The sequence below is a fragment of the Tropicimonas sp. S265A genome, from assembly GCF_049800835.1.
Classification (GTDB): Bacteria; Pseudomonadota; Alphaproteobacteria; order Rhodobacterales; family Rhodobacteraceae; genus Dinoroseobacter.
This window is the reverse complement of sequence record NZ_JBNAFU010000002.1, coordinates 37,282-54,438: the sequence shown is the minus strand read 5'-3', so window position 1 is coordinate 54,438 and position 17,157 is coordinate 37,282. Positions and strand designations below refer to the sequence as shown.

Below are 17,157 nucleotides of genomic sequence, written 5' to 3'. Positions count from 1 at the left end.
GATATTGCGATCTCATGCCCTTCGACCTCAAGCATATCGAAAGCTTCATCGCGGTGGCCGAGGCGCGCAATTTCTCGGTCGCGGCGGCGCGGACCAACACCGTCCAGTCGGCCATCAGTGCCCATATCAAGCAGTTGGAACACCAGGTCGGTCGCGCGCTGGTCACACGCGGGCGGGGCCAGCCCGTTGCCCTTACGCCAGACGGCATCGCGTTCCTCGCGCAAGCCCGCCGCTTGCTCGCCCTGGCCGAGGAAATGGCCAGGCACCCGGGCGCTGGCGACGGCGCACCACCCCTGCGTCTCGGGACCACCGTGACCTTTGCGCTGTCGGTCGTCCCCCCGGCCTTGTCCGCCTGTGCACAGGCACCCGACACGTCCCGCGTCACCGTCCGGACGGCCCGGTCCCATGCCTTGCTCGACCTGCTCGAAACCGACCGCATCGACCTCGCTTTTCTGTTCGACCAGGGGCCGCATCCGATGCGGGTGGCAACAACCCAGACCGAACTGGTCTGGGTGGCTTGCGCAAACGTCGCCCCGCCGGTTGATGGCCCCCTTCCCCTCGCCTTTCTGGAGGACGCGCGCGACCTGCGCAGGCACGCGTTTGCCGCCCTCGATTCACATGGCGCGGTCGCCACATCCCTGCAAACGCACCCTGACCCGGTCGGCCTGCGCGCGGTGCTGGCGGGCGGGCTGGCGGTCTCGGTCCTGCCCTGCATGGCCGTGGTTGCGCCACTTGCGGATGTTGGCGCACGGCTTGGGCTGCCGCCGCTCGGGCAGGTGTCCGTCTCGGTCTACGCGCGACGCGGACACCGCCACAGCGCTGCAACGCATCTGGGTCGCGCGCTCATTGCGGCGACGCAAAGCAGCTAGGGCGCAAAAGCCGAGAATTGCCTTGTCGCCAAGCTGTGTTACGCTGCTTGCACATCGATTCACTCTCGATGACAGACCCCGGAGGACCCAATGATACGACATATTCTTGTCGCGATGTCCCTTTGCGCGGTGCTTTCAAGCGCATCCCATGCAAATGAAGCCGTACCCAGCAAGGCCGCCGCCGAAGGCACGTTTCCAGACCGCCCGTTTTCCCCTTATGCAAATCGAACCTTCCCCGAGCGCCCCTTGTGGGGCGACACCCACTTGCATACCAGCCTCTCGCTCGATGCGGGACTGTTCGGAAACACACTCCCGCCCGATACGGCATGGCGCTTTGCCAAGGGCGAACAGGTGGTCTCATCAACCGGGCAGCCGGTGCGCCTTGCCCGCCCGCTCGACTGGATGGTTCTGACCGATCACACAGATTCGATGGGGTTTGCGACGGACCTGCAGGCCGGCAAACCCAACATCCTTGCCGACCCAAAGGGGCTGGAATGGTATCAGGGCTTCAATGAGGGCGGCGATGCTGCTGCGCGCGCGGCGTTCGACCTGATCACAAATTTTTCGCAGGGGACACTGCCAGAGGAACTATTCGCCAGCTATCAACCCGGCTCGGACGCATTTGCCTTCACGTGGGAGCAAATCGTCATGGCTGCAGAAGCCCATAACGACCCCGGTAATTTCACCGCCTTTATCGGCTTTGAGTGGACGTCGGTGCCCGGTGGCTTCAACCTGCACCGCAACGTGATGCTTCGCGACGGGGCGATCCGCGCGCTGCAAATGGTTCCACCAACGACGGAAGCCCCCCTGGGCTCGACCGATCCGAATTTCCTCTATGACTGGCTCGAAACCTACCAGGCAGAGACCGGCGGACGCGCCATTGCCTTTGCCCATAACGGCAACCTGTCCAACGGTTGGATGTTCCCGACAGAGGGTACCTATCACGGCGGCACGGTCGATGCCGACTACGTGGCAAAGCGCGCGAAATGGGAACCCCACTACGAAGTGACCCAGATCAAGGGCGATGGCGAGGCCCACCCGTTCCTCAGCCCCGAGGACGACTTTGCCGATTACGAGAATTGGGATGTCGGCAACCTCGATATCACCGAACTCAAGACCGAAGACATGCTTGCCGGGGAATACGCGCGCGAGGCCCTGAAGCGGGGCCTCCTGCTTGAGGAAAAGTTCGGCGTGAACCCGTACAAATTCGGCATGGGTGGCGCAACGGACAGCCACACTTCACTGGCGACCGCCGAGGAAGAGAATTTTTTCGGCAAATCCGTCAGCGTGGAACCCTCCCCCACCCGGATAGAGCACCCCTTCATTGCCAATGACCTCGGCGAGATTCCCGGGCACATGCTCGTCGCCTCGGGCTACACGGCGGTTTGGGCGACGGACAACACCCGGTCCGCGATCTTCGACGCCTTCAAGCGGCGCGAGACCTATGCCACGACCGGCCCTCGGATCGGGCTGCGGTTCTTTGGCGGGTGGGAGTTCACCGAGGATGACCTCGAAAGTCGCCTGATCGCCGATGTCGGCTATACCAAGGGCGTGCCGATGGGCGGGGATTTGCGCCCGCGCGAAGGCGACGCCGCGCCCAGTTTCCTGATCGCCGCGCTGCGGGACCCGATCGGGGCCAATCTGGACCGGGTTCAGGTGGTCAAGGGCTGGCTGGATGCCGAGGGCACGTTGCAGGAAAAAGTCTTCGACGTGGCGTGGTCCGATGACCGGCAACCGGACGCCAACGGCAAGCTGCCGCCCGTCGGAAGCACCGTTGATGTGGAAAACGCAAGCTGGTCGAACTCGATCGGCACGGCAGAGCTTTTGACAATCTGGACAGACCCGGAATTCGATCCGTCGGAACGCGCGTTCTACTATCTGCGCGCGCTGGAGATTCCGACACCGCGCTGGGTTCTCTATGACAAAGTGCGCTTTGGCGCGGAATTGCCCGCGGACGCACAACTGACGCATCAGGAACGCGCCTATTCCTCGCCGATCTGGTACACGCCCGCCGAAGGCTGACCTGCGCGCGTCGTGCAACCTGCGGACCGACACGGGCTGTCCCTCGGCGGGGCAGCCCGTTTGTCATGTCCGCGATCCGATCACACCACCAAAAAACTGCCTTTTTACGATTCCAAACTGCGAATCACCTAGGTAGATTGGGGCAAAGGCGGCCGTACGAGCCGCCGCTGACAAGAATGGATCGGGCTTTGGCGCATATCATCGTCTTCGGGAACGAAAAGGGCGGGTCGGGCAAATCGACCACCTGCATGCATGTGGCCACCGCGCTCGCGCGGGCGGGCAAGACTGTCGGCGGGATCGACCTCGATCTGCGCCAGCGCAGCTTCGGGCGCTACCTCGAAAACCGCGCCACGACCTCGGAACGCGAGGGCGTGGCGCTGGCAAGCCCGCGTCTGATCGAATTGCCGAGCGTGGATCAGGCCGATCTCGACCCGGGGGAGAACATCTGGGACCGTCGCCTGACCGCGGCCATCGCCAGCGCGGAGGAGACGCACGATTTCATCGTGATCGACTGCCCCGGCTCGCACACACGGCTCAGCCAGGTGGCCCACTCGCTGGCCGATACGCTGATCACGCCGCTGAACGACAGCTATGTCGACTTCGACATGCTCGCGCGCGTCGATCCGTTGACCAACAAGGTGCTGGGGCCGTCGGTCTATTCCGAAATGGTCTGGAGCGCACGACAACTGCGCGCCCGCGCGGGGTTGCAGCCCATCGACTGGATCGTCGTGCGCAACCGGCTCGGCACGCAGTACATGCACAACAAGAAAAAGATCGGCGACGCGCTCAAGGATCTGCAAAAACGGATCGGCTGCCGGATCGCACCCGGCTTTTCCGAACGCGTGATCTTTCGCGAACTGTTCCCGCGCGGCATGACGCTGCTCGACCTCAGGGATATCGGGATCGAGAAGATGAACATGTCGAACCTCGCGGCCCGGCAGGAACTGCGCGACCTGATGCGGGAACTGAACCTGCCCGGTGTCGAGATCGACTTCTAAGCAGCCCTAGCCGCAACTCAGCGTGATCACTTCGCCCCAGGGGTCCACTTCAACGTTCAGCCGATCACGGCGAAAGTCCATCGTGACCGGCCCGCGTCCGACTATGCGTGCCCGTCCACCCATCGCAACCTGCAACGGCGCGCTCGGATCGATCTGCGTGCCGAGCATTGCGGCATTCGACTGCGCACCGCAGGTGTCCTGCTCCGGGGTCGGAACCACCCCGCGCGGGGTGGCGCGGCTGGCATAGCGCAGCCAGAACCTGCGCCCCTCCGCCTCCAGCCGTGCGCGAAACTTCGGCGATAGCGCCTCCGCGTCGTAGGTGTCGAAATCTGCGCGCACACGGAACAGCAGCCCGATGCCCCCCGCCGTCCTTGATTGCAAATCCGGTTTCGTCAGCTCGAAGCGCGCCACAGAGGTGAACGCATAATCCGAATAAGCCGCGACCGCCGCTTCCGTGCGCGCACCCCACACCCCGTCCGCAGGCCCGGCGTCAAAGCCGAAAAATCCAAGGGCTTCTTGCAACGCCGCCGTGTTCGCGCGCACCGTCTCGGCCCGTGCGGCCCGCTCTTCGTCCGTCAGCGGTTTGCGTCCGGCAAGCAGTTTGCCGATCGTCAGCGCACCGCTGTCAGTCTCGGACGCGATGACCTGCGGGGCCCCGAGCGCAAGTGCGATGGTTAGGCCGAGCATGGCCAGACCACTGCGCACCGGCCTAGCCACAGTTCAGGTTTGTCACCATGTTCCACGGATCGACCAGCGCGTTCAGGCGGTCGGGTCGAAAATCCGTGGTCATCGGCCCGAAATACAGCACCCGCACCGATCCCGCGCCTTCCAGCTCGGGCAATTCGTCCGGGTTGATCACCTCGCCGATCAGCGCCTCGTTCGCCCAGGCCCCGCATGTGTCGCTCTCGACCGAAATGTCGACGCCCCAAGTCGCCGGGTCGGCCTGCAACTGCTTGCGCACCCAGAACCGCTCCCCCTCGCGGCGCAGGCGCGCCAGATCCCGTTCGTCCAGGTCAAACGCCTCGACATCATCCTTGGCCGCATAGGCATCCATCAAGGCACGCAGCGGCAACGGGCGCGGGTCGGCGTCCAGCACATCGACAGACAACCCGCCCAGACGCAGATACGTCCCCAGACGCGACAGGCCCCGCACGGTATCCGGGCCCACCTCGCCATCGACCGGGCCATCCATGAACCCATAGAAATGCAGCGCGGTCTGGATATCGAACGTATCCTCGCGCATGGCGGTCTGCGCCTGGGCCGCCTGCACACCCGCAACGCCCAGCATGACCATCCCGACTAATCCCGCTCGCAGCATGACGGCTCCTTCTCTTTCCGGTTGCAGAACCCTATGCGCAAGCACTGGCCCGGGTCCAGCCTGTAACAATCGCCTGCGCGTCCCCGTGCAAGGTTACAGAAACACCGTGGCGATGTTGCAAAAGCCCCGCTGGACATCACCTGCCATCAACCGGGCGTGATCAGGCTAACACACCCGCGCATTCCGCACGATTTCATGGGACAACAGAGACACCCAAAAGGAACCCCGGAATGTCGATCATGGAAGAGAAACCGCGCGCACACCCCAAGACGCGCCTGCCCAAATGGGTGCCACTGGCCGCCATCGGCCTTGTCGCCGCAATCGGGGCATTCACCCTGAAAGACACCCTCAGTTTCGAGGCGCTGGCCGCGAACCGCGAGGCGCTCCTGGCCTTCCGCGACGCGAATTTCATCGCCACTATCGCCGTCTATCTCGCGCTGTATATCGCCATCGTGTCCTTCTCCCTTCCCGGTGCGACGATTGCGACGCTGACGGGCGGGTTCCTGTTCGGCCTCGCCACCGGCACGGTCGTGACCGTGTTTGCCGCCACCATCGGGGCCACGGTGATCTTCCTCGCCGCCCGCTGGGGGCTGGGTGAAAAACTTGCTGCGAAAATGGACGCCTCCGAAGGCAAGATCAAACAGCTCAAGCAAGGGTTGGCGGAAAACGAGATCTCGGTGCTGTTCCTGATGCGCCTTGTTCCGGCGATCCCGTTCTTTGTGGCCAACCTGTTGCCCGCGCTTGTCGGGGTGAAACTCCGCAACTTCATCATCACGACCTTTTTCGGCATCATCCCCGGCACCGCCGTCTACACCTGGGTCGGCGCAGGTCTGGGCGAGGTGTTCGCCCGGGGCGAGACGCCCAACCTCGGCATCATCTTCGAGCCGCACATCCTCGGCCCGATCCTGGGCCTCAGCGCGCTGGCGCTTCTGCCCATCCTCCTGAAGAAATTCCGCAAGACCGAAAGCGCCTGATCCCATGACAAACCGAATTGAGACTGACATCTGCGTCATCGGCGCAGGCTCCGGAGGGCTGTCCGTTGCAGCCGGGGCGGTCCAGATGGGCGCGCGCGTCGTGCTGCTCGAAGGCCACAAGATGGGCGGCGACTGCCTAAATTACGGCTGTGTCCCCTCCAAGGCGCTGATCGCGGCGGCCAAGCAGGCCCACACCGTGCGCAAGGGCGGCTTCGGCATCGCCCCGGCGGAACCGGTGATCGACTACGCGGCGGCCAAGGACCACGTGCATGACGTGATCGCCACCATCGAACCCGTCGACAGCCAGGAACGGTTCGAAGGCCTGGGCGTGCATGTGATCCGCGAGTTCGGCGAATTTGTCTCCCCGACAGAGGTCAAGGCAGGCGACACCACCATCACCGCCCGCCGCTTCGTCATCGCCACCGGCTCACGCCCCTTCGTGCCACCCATCCCGGGCATCGACAGCGTGCCCTATCTGACCAACGAAAGCCTGTTTGACCTGCGCGACCGCCCGGACCACCTGATCGTCATCGGCGGGGGCCCGATCGGGATGGAAATGGCACAGGCCCATGTGCGGCTGGGGTCGAAAGTGACCGTGCTGGAGGGCGCGCAAGCGCTTGGCAAGGACGACCCCGAACTCGCCGCCATCGCGCTTGAACGCCTGCGCGGCGAAGGGATCGAGATTGTCGAAGGCGCGCAGGTTTCCGAAGTTTCGGGAACTGCTGGCGATATCACCGTCAAGACCGAAGACGGGCGCAGCTTTGCCGGATCGCACCTGCTGATGGCCGTGGGCCGCGCGGTGAACGTGGACAAGCTGAACCTCGAAGCTGCTGGGGTAGATTACGACCGCCGCGGCGTGAAGGTCGACGCGTCCCTGCGCACGACCAACAAGAAGGTCTATGCCGCCGGCGACGTCGCAGGCGGGCTGCAATTCACCCATGTCGCGGGCTACCACGCAGGCGTTCTGATCCGGCAGCTTGTGCTGGGTCTGCCCGCCAAGGCCCGCACTGAACATATCCCGTGGGCTACCTATACCGATCCGGAGATCGCGCAGGTCGGGCTGACCGAAGACCAGGCCCGCAAGGCGCATGGCCCCAAGCTCGAAGTTGCCCGGTTCGCGTTCGACGAAAACGACCGCGCCATTGCCAGCGGTCGCACCACGGGCTTGATCAAGGTCATGATCGTCAAGGGCAAGCCAATTGGCGCGTCGATCGTCGGGGCCGATGCCGGGGAATTGATCGGGCTCTGGGCCTACGCCATTGCGAACGGCCACAAGATATCGGCCGTGGCCAACATGGTCGCGCCCTATCCCACACTGGGCGAGGTCAACAAACGGGCCGCCGGAGCCTATTTCAGCCCGCGTCTGTTCCAAAGCGATTTGGTCAAACGCATCGTACGCATTGTTCAAAAGTTCTGAGGGGGTTATGTCTGCCCCACGCACCAAGGAGCTGCCCATTTGAATTCGCTGTCCGGACGCTTCCTGATCCTGACCGTGGTCTTCGTCATGTTGGCCGAGGTTCTGATCTTCGTGCCGTCCGTGGCGCGGTTTCGCGAGGATTACCTGCTCAACCGTCTGGAGCGCGCGCAAATTGCCTCGCTCGCGCTCCTGACCACCCCCGATGACATGATCGACCCCGAGCTTGAGACAGAGCTTCTCGCCAATGCCGAGGTGTTCAACGTGGTCCTGCGCCGGGACGAGGTGCGCCAACTGGTGTTGTCGCAACCGATGCCGGCGTCGATCTATGCCACCTACGATCTGCGCGACCCGTCTGCCTTCGAACTGATCCGCGATGCGTTGGCCGGGATCGTCGACACCGAGGATCACGTGATCCGTGTCATCGGCACCCCGGTGCGCGGCGCGGGCGAGGTGATCGAGATCACGATGCCCACCGCCCCGCTGCGCGCGGCACTTATCGATTACGGCATCACCATCCTGATCCTGTCGGCGGCGATCTCGATCTTCACCGCCACGCTGCTGTTTCTTGCCGTCCGCCGGTTTCTGGTGAAGCCAATGCGCCGCGTCGTGAACCACATGACCTCTTATGCCGAGGCTCCCGAGGATGCGCGTCGCATCATTTCGCCCGATGCCGGGGTGGCCGAACTGCGCGACGCCGAAGACGCGCTGATGTCCCTGCAGACCCAGCTGACCCAGGCGCTCAAGCAGAAAGACCGCCTCGCCCAGCTTGGCAGCGCCGTGGCGAAGATCAGCCATGACCTGCGCAACGTGCTGACCGTGGCGCAACTTCTCGCCGACCGGATGGAGACCTCCGAGGATCCGACCGTCAAACGCGCCGCCCCCAAGCTCGTGAACGCCATCAGCCGCGCCGTGACCCTGTGCGAAAGCACACTCGCATTCGGCAAGGCCGAGGAACGCGCGCCCGCCCTCACGGTCTTCCAGTTGGGCCCCCTCGTCGATGACGTGCTGGGCAGCGAGGAACTGTCCTGCCAGCCCGACATGGTCACCTTCGTCAGCGACATCCCCCCGGGCCTCAGCCTGCGCGCGGACAACGAACAGCTCTACCGCGTGCTCACGAACCTCGTCCGAAATGCCAGGCAGGCGATTGAAACCTCGGGCACGCCCGCGCAGATCTGCATCACCGCCCGCGAGGAAGACGACCACTGGGTCATCTGCGTCGCCGACACAGGCCCCGGCCTGCCCCCAAAGGCGAAAGAGAACCTCTTCACCGCGTTTCAGGGCGGCGCGCGCAAGGGCGGCACAGGCCTCGGCCTCGTGATCGCCTCCGAACTGGTGCGCGGCCACGGCGGCCATCTGGAGCTGAAACGCTCCGATGAGACCGGCACGGAGTTCCGCATCCGCCTGCCCCGCAACACTGCCCTCCTCGACGCGGTCGCCGAATAGGCCGAAACGGCAAAAAACCCACTTGCATTGGGTCAGGCGGGGCGTTAGTCACCACCTCCACGCGCTGGTAGCTCAGTTGGATAGAGTACTTGACTACGAATCAAGGGGTCGGGGGTTCGAATCCTCCCCAGCGCGCCACTCTCCCACCGGTCCGGTGACCTGCAAAGGCCCGCGGTCAGGGGGAAAACGCACCAAACTGCGTTGACTTGACCGGCCCGTGCGCCTATTGGACGGGCTCTGAGATGCACTGGTGCGACCGCCATCCGGGTGCCGCACCAACCGAAGGAGAGAAGCGATGAAGCGCACCTTTCAGCCGTCGAACCTTGTTCGCAAGCGCCGTCACGGATTTCGCGCGCGCATGGCCACCAAGGCCGGCCGCAAGATCCTGAACGCCCGTCGTGCCCGCGGCCGCAAGTCGCTGAGCGCATAAGCCGTCTGCCCCTGACCGCATGGTCCGGGCCGTGACAGCACCTGACACACCGGACACCGACCTGTCCGTCACGCCGCCCGCCCCTGCGCAGGCGGCGCTTGTCGTTTTATCGAAACGCGCCGATTTCCTGGCCGCCGCCCGCGCCCGCCGCCAATCGGCGCCCGCCTTCCTGCTACAGGCCCGCCGCCGCAAACCAGACGAGGCGCCTGCCGACCTGATCCGCGTCGGCTTCACCTGCTCGAAAAAGGTCGGCAACGCCGTGGCCCGCAACCGCGCCAAACGCCGCCTGCGCGAGATCGCCCGGATGGACCTCGCAACCCACGGCCAGCCCGGGTGGGACTACGTGCTGATCGGGCGCAAGGACGCCACCGCGACGCGGCCGTTCGAGGCCCTGCGCGCCGATCTGGCCACCGCCCTGCGCCAGATCCACAAGAGCCGCAAATGACCCCGCTCGCCTGGACCCTGTCGCTGCCCGTGCGCGCCTACCGGGCGGTGTTCTCGCCTTGGGTCGGCCATAACTGCCGCTACCACCCGACATGCTCCGCCTACGCGCTGGAGGCGCTCCGCAAGCACGGTGGCCTCAAAGGCGGCTACCTCACCCTCCGCCGCATCCTCCGCTGCCACCCGTGGGGCGGCTCGGGGATCGACAACGTCCCGGATTGAAGCGGGGAAGACGTGTCCGCTTTGCGGACGGAGCTGCCATATCCGGGTTTGCATTCAACGACCGCTTTACCAGCTTTCTGTAATCAAAGGTGCAGGTTAAACTTGCGCGTCGCAACAGTTGAAGAGCGTTCTCTTGATCGAATACGAAACCAAAGCACTCAGCGCAGATACCTGGGATGACTTCGCCGATCTTGTCGAAGAGAATAACGGCGTCTGGGGTGGTTGCTGGTGCCTCTGGTATCATGGCAAGGCGGAAGAGAAGGCACCGCTTGAGCAAAAACGCGCGATGAAAGAAGCCCGCGTAAGGTCTGGCGAGGCGCATGCTGCCTTGGTCTACCACAATGGCAAGTGCGTGGGTTGGTGTCAGTTTGGACCACCCAAAGAACTTCCCCGTCTCCACAACGCACGCGCTTATCAGAAGGACCTCGTCGCGCTACCAGACTGGCGCATCACCTGTTTCTTTTCCGGAAAGGGCCACAGAGGCGGTGGTGTCGCTTCTGCGGCACTTGGCGGAGCGGTATCGCAGATAAAGGAACTTGGCGGAGGGCGCGTCGAAGGTTACCCGGAAGACATCGAAGACCGTAAGGCAACACCTGCATTTCTCTTCAACGGTGCCCTGCATATGTTTGACCGACAGGGATTCGAGCGCACTCGCAAGATCGGCAAACACAAGTGGGTGGTCACACTCGATCTATAGTTGTCGCGTTGCGCCGATACAGTTTGACCGTGTCCACCAAAGCAATGTCTGCTTTTGGTGCTTTGTTACTGTTACTACCGGTTGCAGCAATCAGTAGTTATGGGCTCAAACTGGTCATTCGCTGCGTTCCAAGTGACCGACTTCTTCAAGCTCTAATCCGTCTCGGCAACCGTACGGCCGAAGTGTTTCAGGGTCTTTGCCGCAGCCCAGAAAACCATAGCGCCCGAGCGAACCCTCACCGCACCACGAACACCGAAACCGGCGCGTGCGTGGCCACGTAACCCGCGTTCGATGAAAAGACATGATCCATCAATCCAGGCATGTGGCTAGCCATCACGATCAGGTCGCATTTGCTTTGGGTCGCCGCCGCGATGATCTCCTTGCCGACATGCAGATGCAGGTCGCCGCGCAGGGCGACGTGATCCGCCGTCTCGATCCCGTGCAGATTGGCTTGCTCCGCGGCAAAGACATCCATCGCATCCCTTGTCCGCTGCCCTTCGCTTTCGCCCGGCATACTCGGCGCGGTATCGACCACGTTCAGATAGATGACCTTTGCATCATGATCCCGCGCAAGGCGCGCCGCAGCCTCCAGCGCTCGGGTCAGCTTTGGCGTGTTGGCCAGATCAATCGGAACCAGAATTCGTGAATACATGATTGGTCCTCCCCTCCAATGTGATCACAGTGCCAGACGCAGACCGACCCCACCTTGATTTGGTGCAATCCGACAATTGAAGCAGCGATGCGTGGTACGCGCATGGGCATACGGCATGGCTCTTCAGCTTGCACAAGACCCACAGACCAAAGACGCTTGACCTTCCCCCGGCTGGAAACCTTATCTGTGGCAGGTACAGACGCGCGAACCGAAAGAAACACACATGAGATGTCTCACCGCCGCAGTAGCGATCCTGCTGGGAACTCAGGTTGGCGCACATGAAGGCGTCAAGAATCCGGCCGTGATGGCACGCATGAATGACATGAAGGCGATCGCCGGAAACATGAAAATCGTCGGTGACATGGCGAAGGGCACGGCGCGCTTCGATGCCACCGCGGCCCGCACGGCGATGGGCAAGGTGGCCGAGGGTGCCGGGCGCACCCCTGCCCTGTTCACGCCCCGGCAAGACGACCCGAAATCCGAGGCGCTGCCTGCGATCTGGGACACGTTCGACGACTTCACGAAGGAAGCCGGCCGTCTCGAAGCGGTGGCAACGCGCTTCTCCGAAACGATCGAGACCCCCGAAGACCTGCGGTCGGCGCTCTCGGCGGTCGGAGAGACCTGCAAGTCCTGCCACGAAACCTACAGGAAATGACACGAGGCAAGCACGCATGAGAGTCACCGTCTTTCCGTGGACCCTGATCCTTTTCGTATCTCCGGCACTGGCCGGACATGAACTCGAGAACCGGGACATCTCCGCCGGGCAGCTCCTTTACAGCACGCATTGCGCCGCCTGCCATGGCGTCGACCTCGAGGGACAGCCGAACTGGCAAACGCCCAACAGCGACGGAACGATGCCCGCGCCGCCCCATGATGAAACCGGGCACACGTGGCACCACGACAATCAGTTGCTGTTTGACTACACGCGCATGGGCGGCCAGGAGGTTCTCACCGCGCTCGGCGTCGACAGTGTCAAAAGCGGCATGCCCGGGTTCTCGGACGTCATGACCGACGACGACATCTGGAATGTCCTCGCGTATATCCGGTCCACGTGGCCGGACCGGGTCAAGGAGATTCAGTCCATGCGGAACCCGCCACACCAATAAGACAGGGCGTGCGCCACCAACCGAAGATCGAGGTTTTCAGATGAAGAGACTTTGCATTCTGCTCGCGCTCACATGTCTCGGCCCCACCGCTGCCGGCGCGCAGCACGGCGGCACCGACGCCCCTGCGACGCCCTATGCCGGACTGGAGACGCGGGACATCAAGAGCCTGTCTGACAGCGACATCGAGGAACTGCGCCGGGGCGGCGGATGGGGTCTGGCGCTCCCGGCGGAGTTGAACGGCAAACCCGGACCGGCCCACCTGCTCGAACTGCAGGCGGAGATGGACCTCTCCGACGAACAGGTCCAGCAGATCACGAGGCTTTTCGAGGACATGCGCCGCGAGGCGATGGTCGTGGGCGAGCGCTTGATTTCCGCCGAAGCCGCCCTCAGCACGGCGTTCGAAAACGACAGTCTGGGCGCAGCGGAGCTCGAACGCCTGATAGAGGCCGCCGAAACCGCGAGAGCCGAGCTGCGCTTCATTCACCTGTCACGCCACTTGGCAACCGTGCCCCTTCTGACGCAACACCAGATACAGCAGTATCAAGTCCTCAGAGGCTACACGTCTGACCCGTGCGCCAACATTCCGGACGGCCACAATCCCGAGATGTGGAAAAAGCACAACGGGTGTCTTTGACGTCTCGTCTGCACACGCGGTTATCCTCGCATCACCGAGGCCCCGCCAAACACTGCGGGCTCAAAGGCGGCACGCTGCCCGCACGCCGCACCTTGCGCGGCCACCCATGGGACGGATCGGGGAGCGGCACCGTGGAGCGTTGATCGCGGAGAGGCATTTCCGCGTTGCGGACACTTCTGCCACTCACAAGATGCCGCGTGGCGGAAACCCGCACCCCGCGCTTGGTGGTCTGGTTAGCGACCTCGGCAAGCTTTCGTAGAACCGGAAACGCAATGCCAATACTTCCAGGTCGAATACTGTCTGTGAAAGGACGGGTTAACGTAGGTTGTCAAACGTGATTATATTTCTCGCGTCGAGGAAATGCAGTGAGGCTGGATCAGGTTACATGATGCTAAAGAAAATCGTTGGAGCAGCGCTCGCTGCAAGTCTTCTCCAGTCGCTGGCTTCGCCTGTAGTCGCAAACGTGGGACAGGATGCTATCGATGGCTGCATCGACCAAATCCGGGCCATTGGGGGACCTGATGGTCAAAGCGGAACGGTGCTCTCATCGGAGTATTCCGAAGCCAACTCTCTCGTGATGTTCCGCGACAGTGGAAACACGATCTGGCGATGCCTTGTTTCGAACGATGGCGTTGTTGCCGACCTCTCGGTTGCCGAAGCCGCTGACGATGGCAACGGCGCCATGGCCGGCGCTTCGGGCACGTCCGGGTCGGGGACCGAACGCGTCGCCTTCACACCTGGAACCTCGGGCGCGGAACTGACGGGCTCGCTGCTTCCGCAGGAAAGCCGCCGCTATATCTTGGGAGCAAAAGACGGCCAGTTTCTGTACGTGCGCATAGCCGCCAACGGACCCGGAATGACCTATGTAATCTATAACCCGGATGGGTCGGTCCTTTTGGACGAGATGAACGCGTCGCAGGAGTACCGAGGGCAACTCTGGCAGTCGGGCGACCATGTTGTGGAAGTCTACAACACGGCAAATGGCGCCCAATCCTACAATGTGATCTTCGGCATCGAGTAATTCCACGACCAGGAAAAGAAGTATGATAATTCCTGTTTTTGGCGTCACACGAAATGAAAAAGGAAAACGCATGAAAACTTATATTGCCCTAGCGCTAGCGACGATCGCCTTGGCTGGATGTAGTCAGGAGGAAGCCTTCACTACGGAGGCAGACATTTCAGAGGCAAATCGCGCCACGGAATGCCCGGTTGACGTCACCGAGGCTGACCGTGCCAACTACCCTGCATGCAATTGACGCACGTCAAGCGCGGGTGGGCAGCCCGCACGACCTACTGGCCGACAACAAGGTCGGCCGCGACACGCTGCATCCATGATAATTCGGGTGCATGATGTGTATGTGGGTGACCCGTGCGTTCGCGGCCCTGTACCTTGTCGCGTTTGTATTGCTCCTGATCGGAACCTTCGGTCTCTTCGGTCAGGAACGCGATCCGCTGGCGGGTGTCTTCCTGATGCCTCTCGGCTTGCCTTGGTCGCTCTGGTTGGACGGGCTACCTGAAGCGGCGTTGCTTTTTGCAGCGGCCTTGGTTCCACTCATCAACCTGACCTTGCTTGGGATCGTTTGCCGCCATCGCGCCGTCAGGCGGCGCCGTAACCCTTAACACCGGGGAAACATCATGACATTCGACTTGGCACACGCGTTGGTCTCCGGCGTTCTGATCTTTGCCGTGATCATCGGCATGCAGAAAGCTGGCCTCTACACCCCCCACAGGGACGGCGGTCCGCGTTGGAGCTGGCCGTTGTTTTTCGCCGTCGCAGCGGTGATGTTTATCCTGAACCTGCTTTGGCCATAGGGCCGACTGGTATCATTTGATCGCAACCGATCCTTTATTGCCAAATACCTGATCAACCCGTAGCCGACGCGGCTTCTTGTGGCGGCGATCAGCATGAGCAGTCTCAATCCGCCAGAGGTTTCATCTGGGGGCGGTGCCCGGATGCCGATCGCGGTTCGAACAGTGTCCGTCGGTCTCGAAGAATTCGAACGACCACTTCCGTTACGTTCCCGCAAGTTCGGCGAAGTTGCCTCTGCCCCGTTCTGCGGCATCCGTCAAAATGCGCTCGAAGCGGTCCGATGCCGCCGACGTCCCCCGAGCCCGCAAACCACGCACAACTCATCCATCGCGGCAGGTCAGGATAGCCGTCACTGCCTGCAAGGTGCGTCTCGCCAACGCCCCCGAAACCGATGTTCTTTTCCGTTACACCGCCGTTCGCGCAACATCCTTGGCGCGCAACGCGGCGGCTCCAAAAATTCGCCTTCGCCAAACATTAGAATTTTTAAATAACTCAAAAGTTTCTAAGAATTTCTAATCTGGATGTCTTACCGCGGCGTTCAGGTGTCTTTCTCGAAGGTTAAAATCACCTCTCCGACGGGCAGTCCGAACTTCGACATATAGGCACGATTGAGCAGCCGGTGCTCGCTCAGAAGCCACATCCAGTCGTCAAAGGTAAACCGGGCGGTCGATCCATCGGGCATCGGCAGATCTATCGTGTAGGCCCAGTTGAACGTGTCGCCGCGTTCTTCGCCGAACGCCGTTCCGACCACGCCCGGGGCCGTGCCCTCCCATGTCTCGGGGCCGGTCTTGGTCAGGGTCCAGACCCGCTGCTCGGTGCTGCCATCCTCATAGACGAAATCCTCCGTCAGGGTCAGCACCCGCCCGTCCCACTGCCCGTCGATCTGCACCTCGAACCGGCGGCGCACGGTGCCCAGCACATCCTGGAACTGGCCATAGGCCACGGTCTGCCCTTCGAAGAAATCCTCAAGGTTCAGCGCCCGGTCGCTCAGCTTGGCATCGTCGAGCGCGGGTTTTCCCGTGCAGGCGCCCAGCGCGAGCGCAGCGATCAGGACAAGATGTTTCATGGCCATCCCTTCCGGTGTGATTGACGCAGGAGCTAATCCAGCCACCCGGCCCGGCAAGCCCGCGCGATTGACGAGGGGGCCTTGCGTCCAATATGGCTGATGAGACCGTTATCCGGGGCTTGCCATGCTTGACGAAACAGAGATCCATCCGCTTTTCGAAGGCGCGCCAAATTCCACCGAATTCAAGAAGTTACGCAAGCGGATCGTGCGCCAGACGCGCGAGGCGATCGAGCACTACGGCATGATCGAACGCGGGGCGAGATGGCTTGTGTGTCTGTCCGGCGGCAAGGACAGTTACACCCTGCTGGCGGCGTTGTACGAGCTGCAATGGCGCGGGCTGTTGCCGGTGGAGTTGCTTGCCTGCAACCTCGACCAGGGCCAGCCGGGCTTTCCCGCGACGGTCCTGCCGGAGTTCCTTGAGCGCATGCGCGTGCCCCATCGGATCGAGTATCAGGACACCTACTCCATCGTCATGGACAAGGTGCCCGAGGGGCGGACCTTTTGCGCGCTGTGTTCGCGCCTGCGGCGCGGAAACCTCTATCGAATCGCGCGAGAGGAGGGCTGCTCCGCCGTGGTGCTCGGCCACCATCGCGACGACATACTGGAGACGTTCTTCATGAACCTCTTTCACGGCGGGCGGCTCGCAACCATGCCGCCGAAGCTCTTGAACGAGGACGGTGACCTTTTTGTCTACCGCCCCCTCGCCCATGTCGCCGAGGACGACTGCGCAAGGTTCGCCCGCGCGATGGACTACCCCATCATTCCCTGCGATCTCTGCGGCTCGCAAGACGGGCTGCAACGCCAACAGGTTAAGGCGATTCTGGACGGCTGGGAGAAAAACAGCCCCGGCCGCCGCCAGGTCATCTTCCGCGCCCTCACAAACATCCGCCCCTCCCACATGCTGGACCCGAAACTCTTCGATTTCCAGAAACTTGCCCGGGTTGCAGAGAATCTCGACGAACTTTCCGAAAATTAGAACGAAAACGGAATAAAAAGGGCACATTGCATTAACATAGTGCCCATTTTACCCGTCTAGTGTCCTTGCCAGTTGGTCCCAG

The 17,157-nt window shown here is 62.5% G+C and carries 22 protein-coding genes and 1 tRNA gene; 19 read left to right on the top strand and 4 right to left on the bottom strand.

Annotated features, from left to right (window positions below; translation table 11 throughout):
* Positions 1 to 14: 14 nt before the first annotated feature.
* The 3 genes from ACP15N_RS07830 to ACP15N_RS07820 all read left to right on the top strand — a co-directional run bounded on the left by ACP15N_RS07830 (position 15) and on the right by ACP15N_RS07820 (position 3,889).
* Positions 15 to 869, top strand: coding sequence for a LysR family transcriptional regulator (locus ACP15N_RS07830; RefSeq protein WP_425091680.1), 855 nt, complete (start codon positions 15 to 17; stop codon positions 867 to 869).
* A gap of 90 nt (positions 870 to 959) precedes the next feature.
* Positions 960 to 2,891, top strand: coding sequence for a DUF3604 domain-containing protein (locus tag ACP15N_RS07825; protein ID WP_425091679.1), 1,932 nt, complete (start codon positions 960 to 962; stop codon positions 2,889 to 2,891).
* A 188-nt stretch (positions 2,892 to 3,079) separates the two neighbouring features.
* Positions 3,080 to 3,889, top strand: coding sequence for a division plane positioning ATPase MipZ (locus ACP15N_RS07820; protein WP_425092108.1), 810 nt, complete (start codon positions 3,080 to 3,082; stop codon positions 3,887 to 3,889).
* A gap of 6 nt (positions 3,890 to 3,895) precedes the next feature.
* On the opposite strand, the gene ACP15N_RS07815 is transcribed toward ACP15N_RS07820, so the two are convergent.
* Both ACP15N_RS07815 and ACP15N_RS07810 read right to left on the bottom strand, forming a co-directional pair.
* A complete protein-coding gene (locus ACP15N_RS07815; protein ID WP_425091678.1) occupies positions 3,896 to 4,576 on the bottom strand; it encodes an I78 family peptidase inhibitor in 681 nt (226 codons plus the stop codon).
* A gap of 22 nt (positions 4,577 to 4,598) precedes the next feature.
* Complete coding sequence (locus ACP15N_RS07810) at positions 4,599 to 5,207, bottom strand: hypothetical protein (protein WP_425091677.1); 609 nt, start codon at positions 5,205 to 5,207, stop codon at positions 4,599 to 4,601.
* A gap of 230 nt (positions 5,208 to 5,437) precedes the next feature.
* Between ACP15N_RS07810 and ACP15N_RS07805 the strand changes: the two genes are divergently transcribed.
* The 8 genes from ACP15N_RS07805 to ACP15N_RS07770 all read left to right on the top strand — a co-directional run bounded on the left by ACP15N_RS07805 (position 5,438) and on the right by ACP15N_RS07770 (position 10,831).
* Positions 5,438 to 6,181, top strand: a complete 744-nt coding sequence (locus ACP15N_RS07805; RefSeq protein ID WP_425091676.1) for a TVP38/TMEM64 family protein — start codon at positions 5,438 to 5,440, stop codon at positions 6,179 to 6,181.
* A 4-nt stretch (positions 6,182 to 6,185) separates the two neighbouring features.
* Positions 6,186 to 7,598: a dihydrolipoyl dehydrogenase family protein gene (locus ACP15N_RS07800; RefSeq protein ID WP_425091675.1), complete on the top strand. Its 1,413-nt coding sequence runs from the start codon at positions 6,186 to 6,188 to the stop codon at positions 7,596 to 7,598.
* An 87-nt stretch (positions 7,599 to 7,685) separates the two neighbouring features.
* Positions 7,686 to 9,041 carry a sensor histidine kinase gene (locus ACP15N_RS07795; RefSeq protein ID WP_425092107.1) on the top strand — a complete coding sequence of 452 codons (1,356 nt, stop codon included), beginning with the start codon at positions 7,686 to 7,688 and terminating at the stop codon, positions 9,039 to 9,041.
* A 61-nt stretch (positions 9,042 to 9,102) separates the two neighbouring features.
* Positions 9,103 to 9,179 (top strand) — tRNA-Arg (locus ACP15N_RS07790).
* A 157-nt stretch (positions 9,180 to 9,336) separates the two neighbouring features.
* Positions 9,337 to 9,471, top strand: a complete 135-nt coding sequence (gene rpmH, locus ACP15N_RS07785; protein ID WP_012177012.1) for a 50S ribosomal protein L34 — start codon at positions 9,337 to 9,339, stop codon at positions 9,469 to 9,471.
* Between the two features lie 19 nt (positions 9,472 to 9,490).
* Positions 9,491 to 9,916, top strand: coding sequence for a ribonuclease P protein component (gene rnpA / locus ACP15N_RS07780; RefSeq protein ID WP_425091674.1), 426 nt, complete (start codon positions 9,491 to 9,493; stop codon positions 9,914 to 9,916).
* Positions 9,913 to 10,134: a membrane protein insertion efficiency factor YidD gene (gene yidD, locus ACP15N_RS07775; protein ID WP_425091673.1), complete on the top strand. Its 222-nt coding sequence runs from the start codon at positions 9,913 to 9,915 to the stop codon at positions 10,132 to 10,134. The genes rnpA and yidD overlap by 4 nt, the downstream gene beginning before the upstream one ends.
* 133 nt (positions 10,135 to 10,267) lie before the next feature.
* Positions 10,268 to 10,831, top strand: a complete 564-nt coding sequence (locus tag ACP15N_RS07770) for a GNAT family N-acetyltransferase (RefSeq protein WP_425091672.1) — start codon at positions 10,268 to 10,270, stop codon at positions 10,829 to 10,831.
* A gap of 235 nt (positions 10,832 to 11,066) precedes the next feature.
* Here the strand turns inward: ACP15N_RS07770 and ACP15N_RS07765 are convergent, their stop codons facing one another.
* A complete protein-coding gene (locus tag ACP15N_RS07765; RefSeq protein WP_425091671.1) occupies positions 11,067 to 11,483 on the bottom strand; it encodes a universal stress protein in 417 nt (138 codons plus the stop codon).
* Between the two features lie 223 nt (positions 11,484 to 11,706).
* Between ACP15N_RS07765 and ACP15N_RS07760 the strand changes: the two genes are divergently transcribed.
* From ACP15N_RS07760 to ACP15N_RS07730, 7 genes are all read left to right on the top strand, one after another.
* Complete coding sequence (locus tag ACP15N_RS07760; RefSeq protein ID WP_425091670.1) at positions 11,707 to 12,138, top strand: c-type cytochrome; 432 nt, start codon at positions 11,707 to 11,709, stop codon at positions 12,136 to 12,138.
* A gap of 16 nt (positions 12,139 to 12,154) precedes the next feature.
* Complete coding sequence (locus ACP15N_RS07755) at positions 12,155 to 12,589, top strand: c-type cytochrome (RefSeq protein ID WP_425091669.1); 435 nt, start codon at positions 12,155 to 12,157, stop codon at positions 12,587 to 12,589.
* A gap of 40 nt (positions 12,590 to 12,629) precedes the next feature.
* Complete coding sequence (locus tag ACP15N_RS07750; RefSeq protein ID WP_425091668.1) at positions 12,630 to 13,223, top strand: Spy/CpxP family protein refolding chaperone; 594 nt, start codon at positions 12,630 to 12,632, stop codon at positions 13,221 to 13,223.
* A 385-nt stretch (positions 13,224 to 13,608) separates the two neighbouring features.
* Positions 13,609 to 14,244, top strand: a complete 636-nt coding sequence (locus ACP15N_RS07745) for a hypothetical protein (protein WP_425091667.1) — start codon at positions 13,609 to 13,611, stop codon at positions 14,242 to 14,244.
* A gap of 70 nt (positions 14,245 to 14,314) precedes the next feature.
* Positions 14,315 to 14,479: a hypothetical protein gene (locus tag ACP15N_RS07740; protein ID WP_425091666.1), complete on the top strand. Its 165-nt coding sequence runs from the start codon at positions 14,315 to 14,317 to the stop codon at positions 14,477 to 14,479.
* A 100-nt stretch (positions 14,480 to 14,579) separates the two neighbouring features.
* Positions 14,580 to 14,843, top strand: coding sequence for a hypothetical protein (locus ACP15N_RS07735; RefSeq protein WP_425091665.1), 264 nt, complete (start codon positions 14,580 to 14,582; stop codon positions 14,841 to 14,843).
* Positions 14,844 to 14,858: 15 nt separating this feature from the next.
* Positions 14,859 to 15,035 carry a hypothetical protein gene (locus ACP15N_RS07730; RefSeq protein ID WP_425091664.1) on the top strand — a complete coding sequence of 59 codons (177 nt, stop codon included), beginning with the start codon at positions 14,859 to 14,861 and terminating at the stop codon, positions 15,033 to 15,035.
* A gap of 536 nt (positions 15,036 to 15,571) precedes the next feature.
* On the opposite strand, the gene ACP15N_RS07725 is transcribed toward ACP15N_RS07730, so the two are convergent.
* Positions 15,572 to 16,099, bottom strand: coding sequence for a DUF3833 domain-containing protein (locus tag ACP15N_RS07725; RefSeq protein ID WP_425091663.1), 528 nt, complete (start codon positions 16,097 to 16,099; stop codon positions 15,572 to 15,574).
* A gap of 124 nt (positions 16,100 to 16,223) precedes the next feature.
* Between ACP15N_RS07725 and ttcA the strand changes: the two genes are divergently transcribed.
* Complete coding sequence (ttcA, locus tag ACP15N_RS07720; protein ID WP_425091662.1) at positions 16,224 to 17,075, top strand: tRNA 2-thiocytidine(32) synthetase TtcA; 852 nt, start codon at positions 16,224 to 16,226, stop codon at positions 17,073 to 17,075.
* Positions 17,076 to 17,157 lie beyond the last annotated feature (82 nt).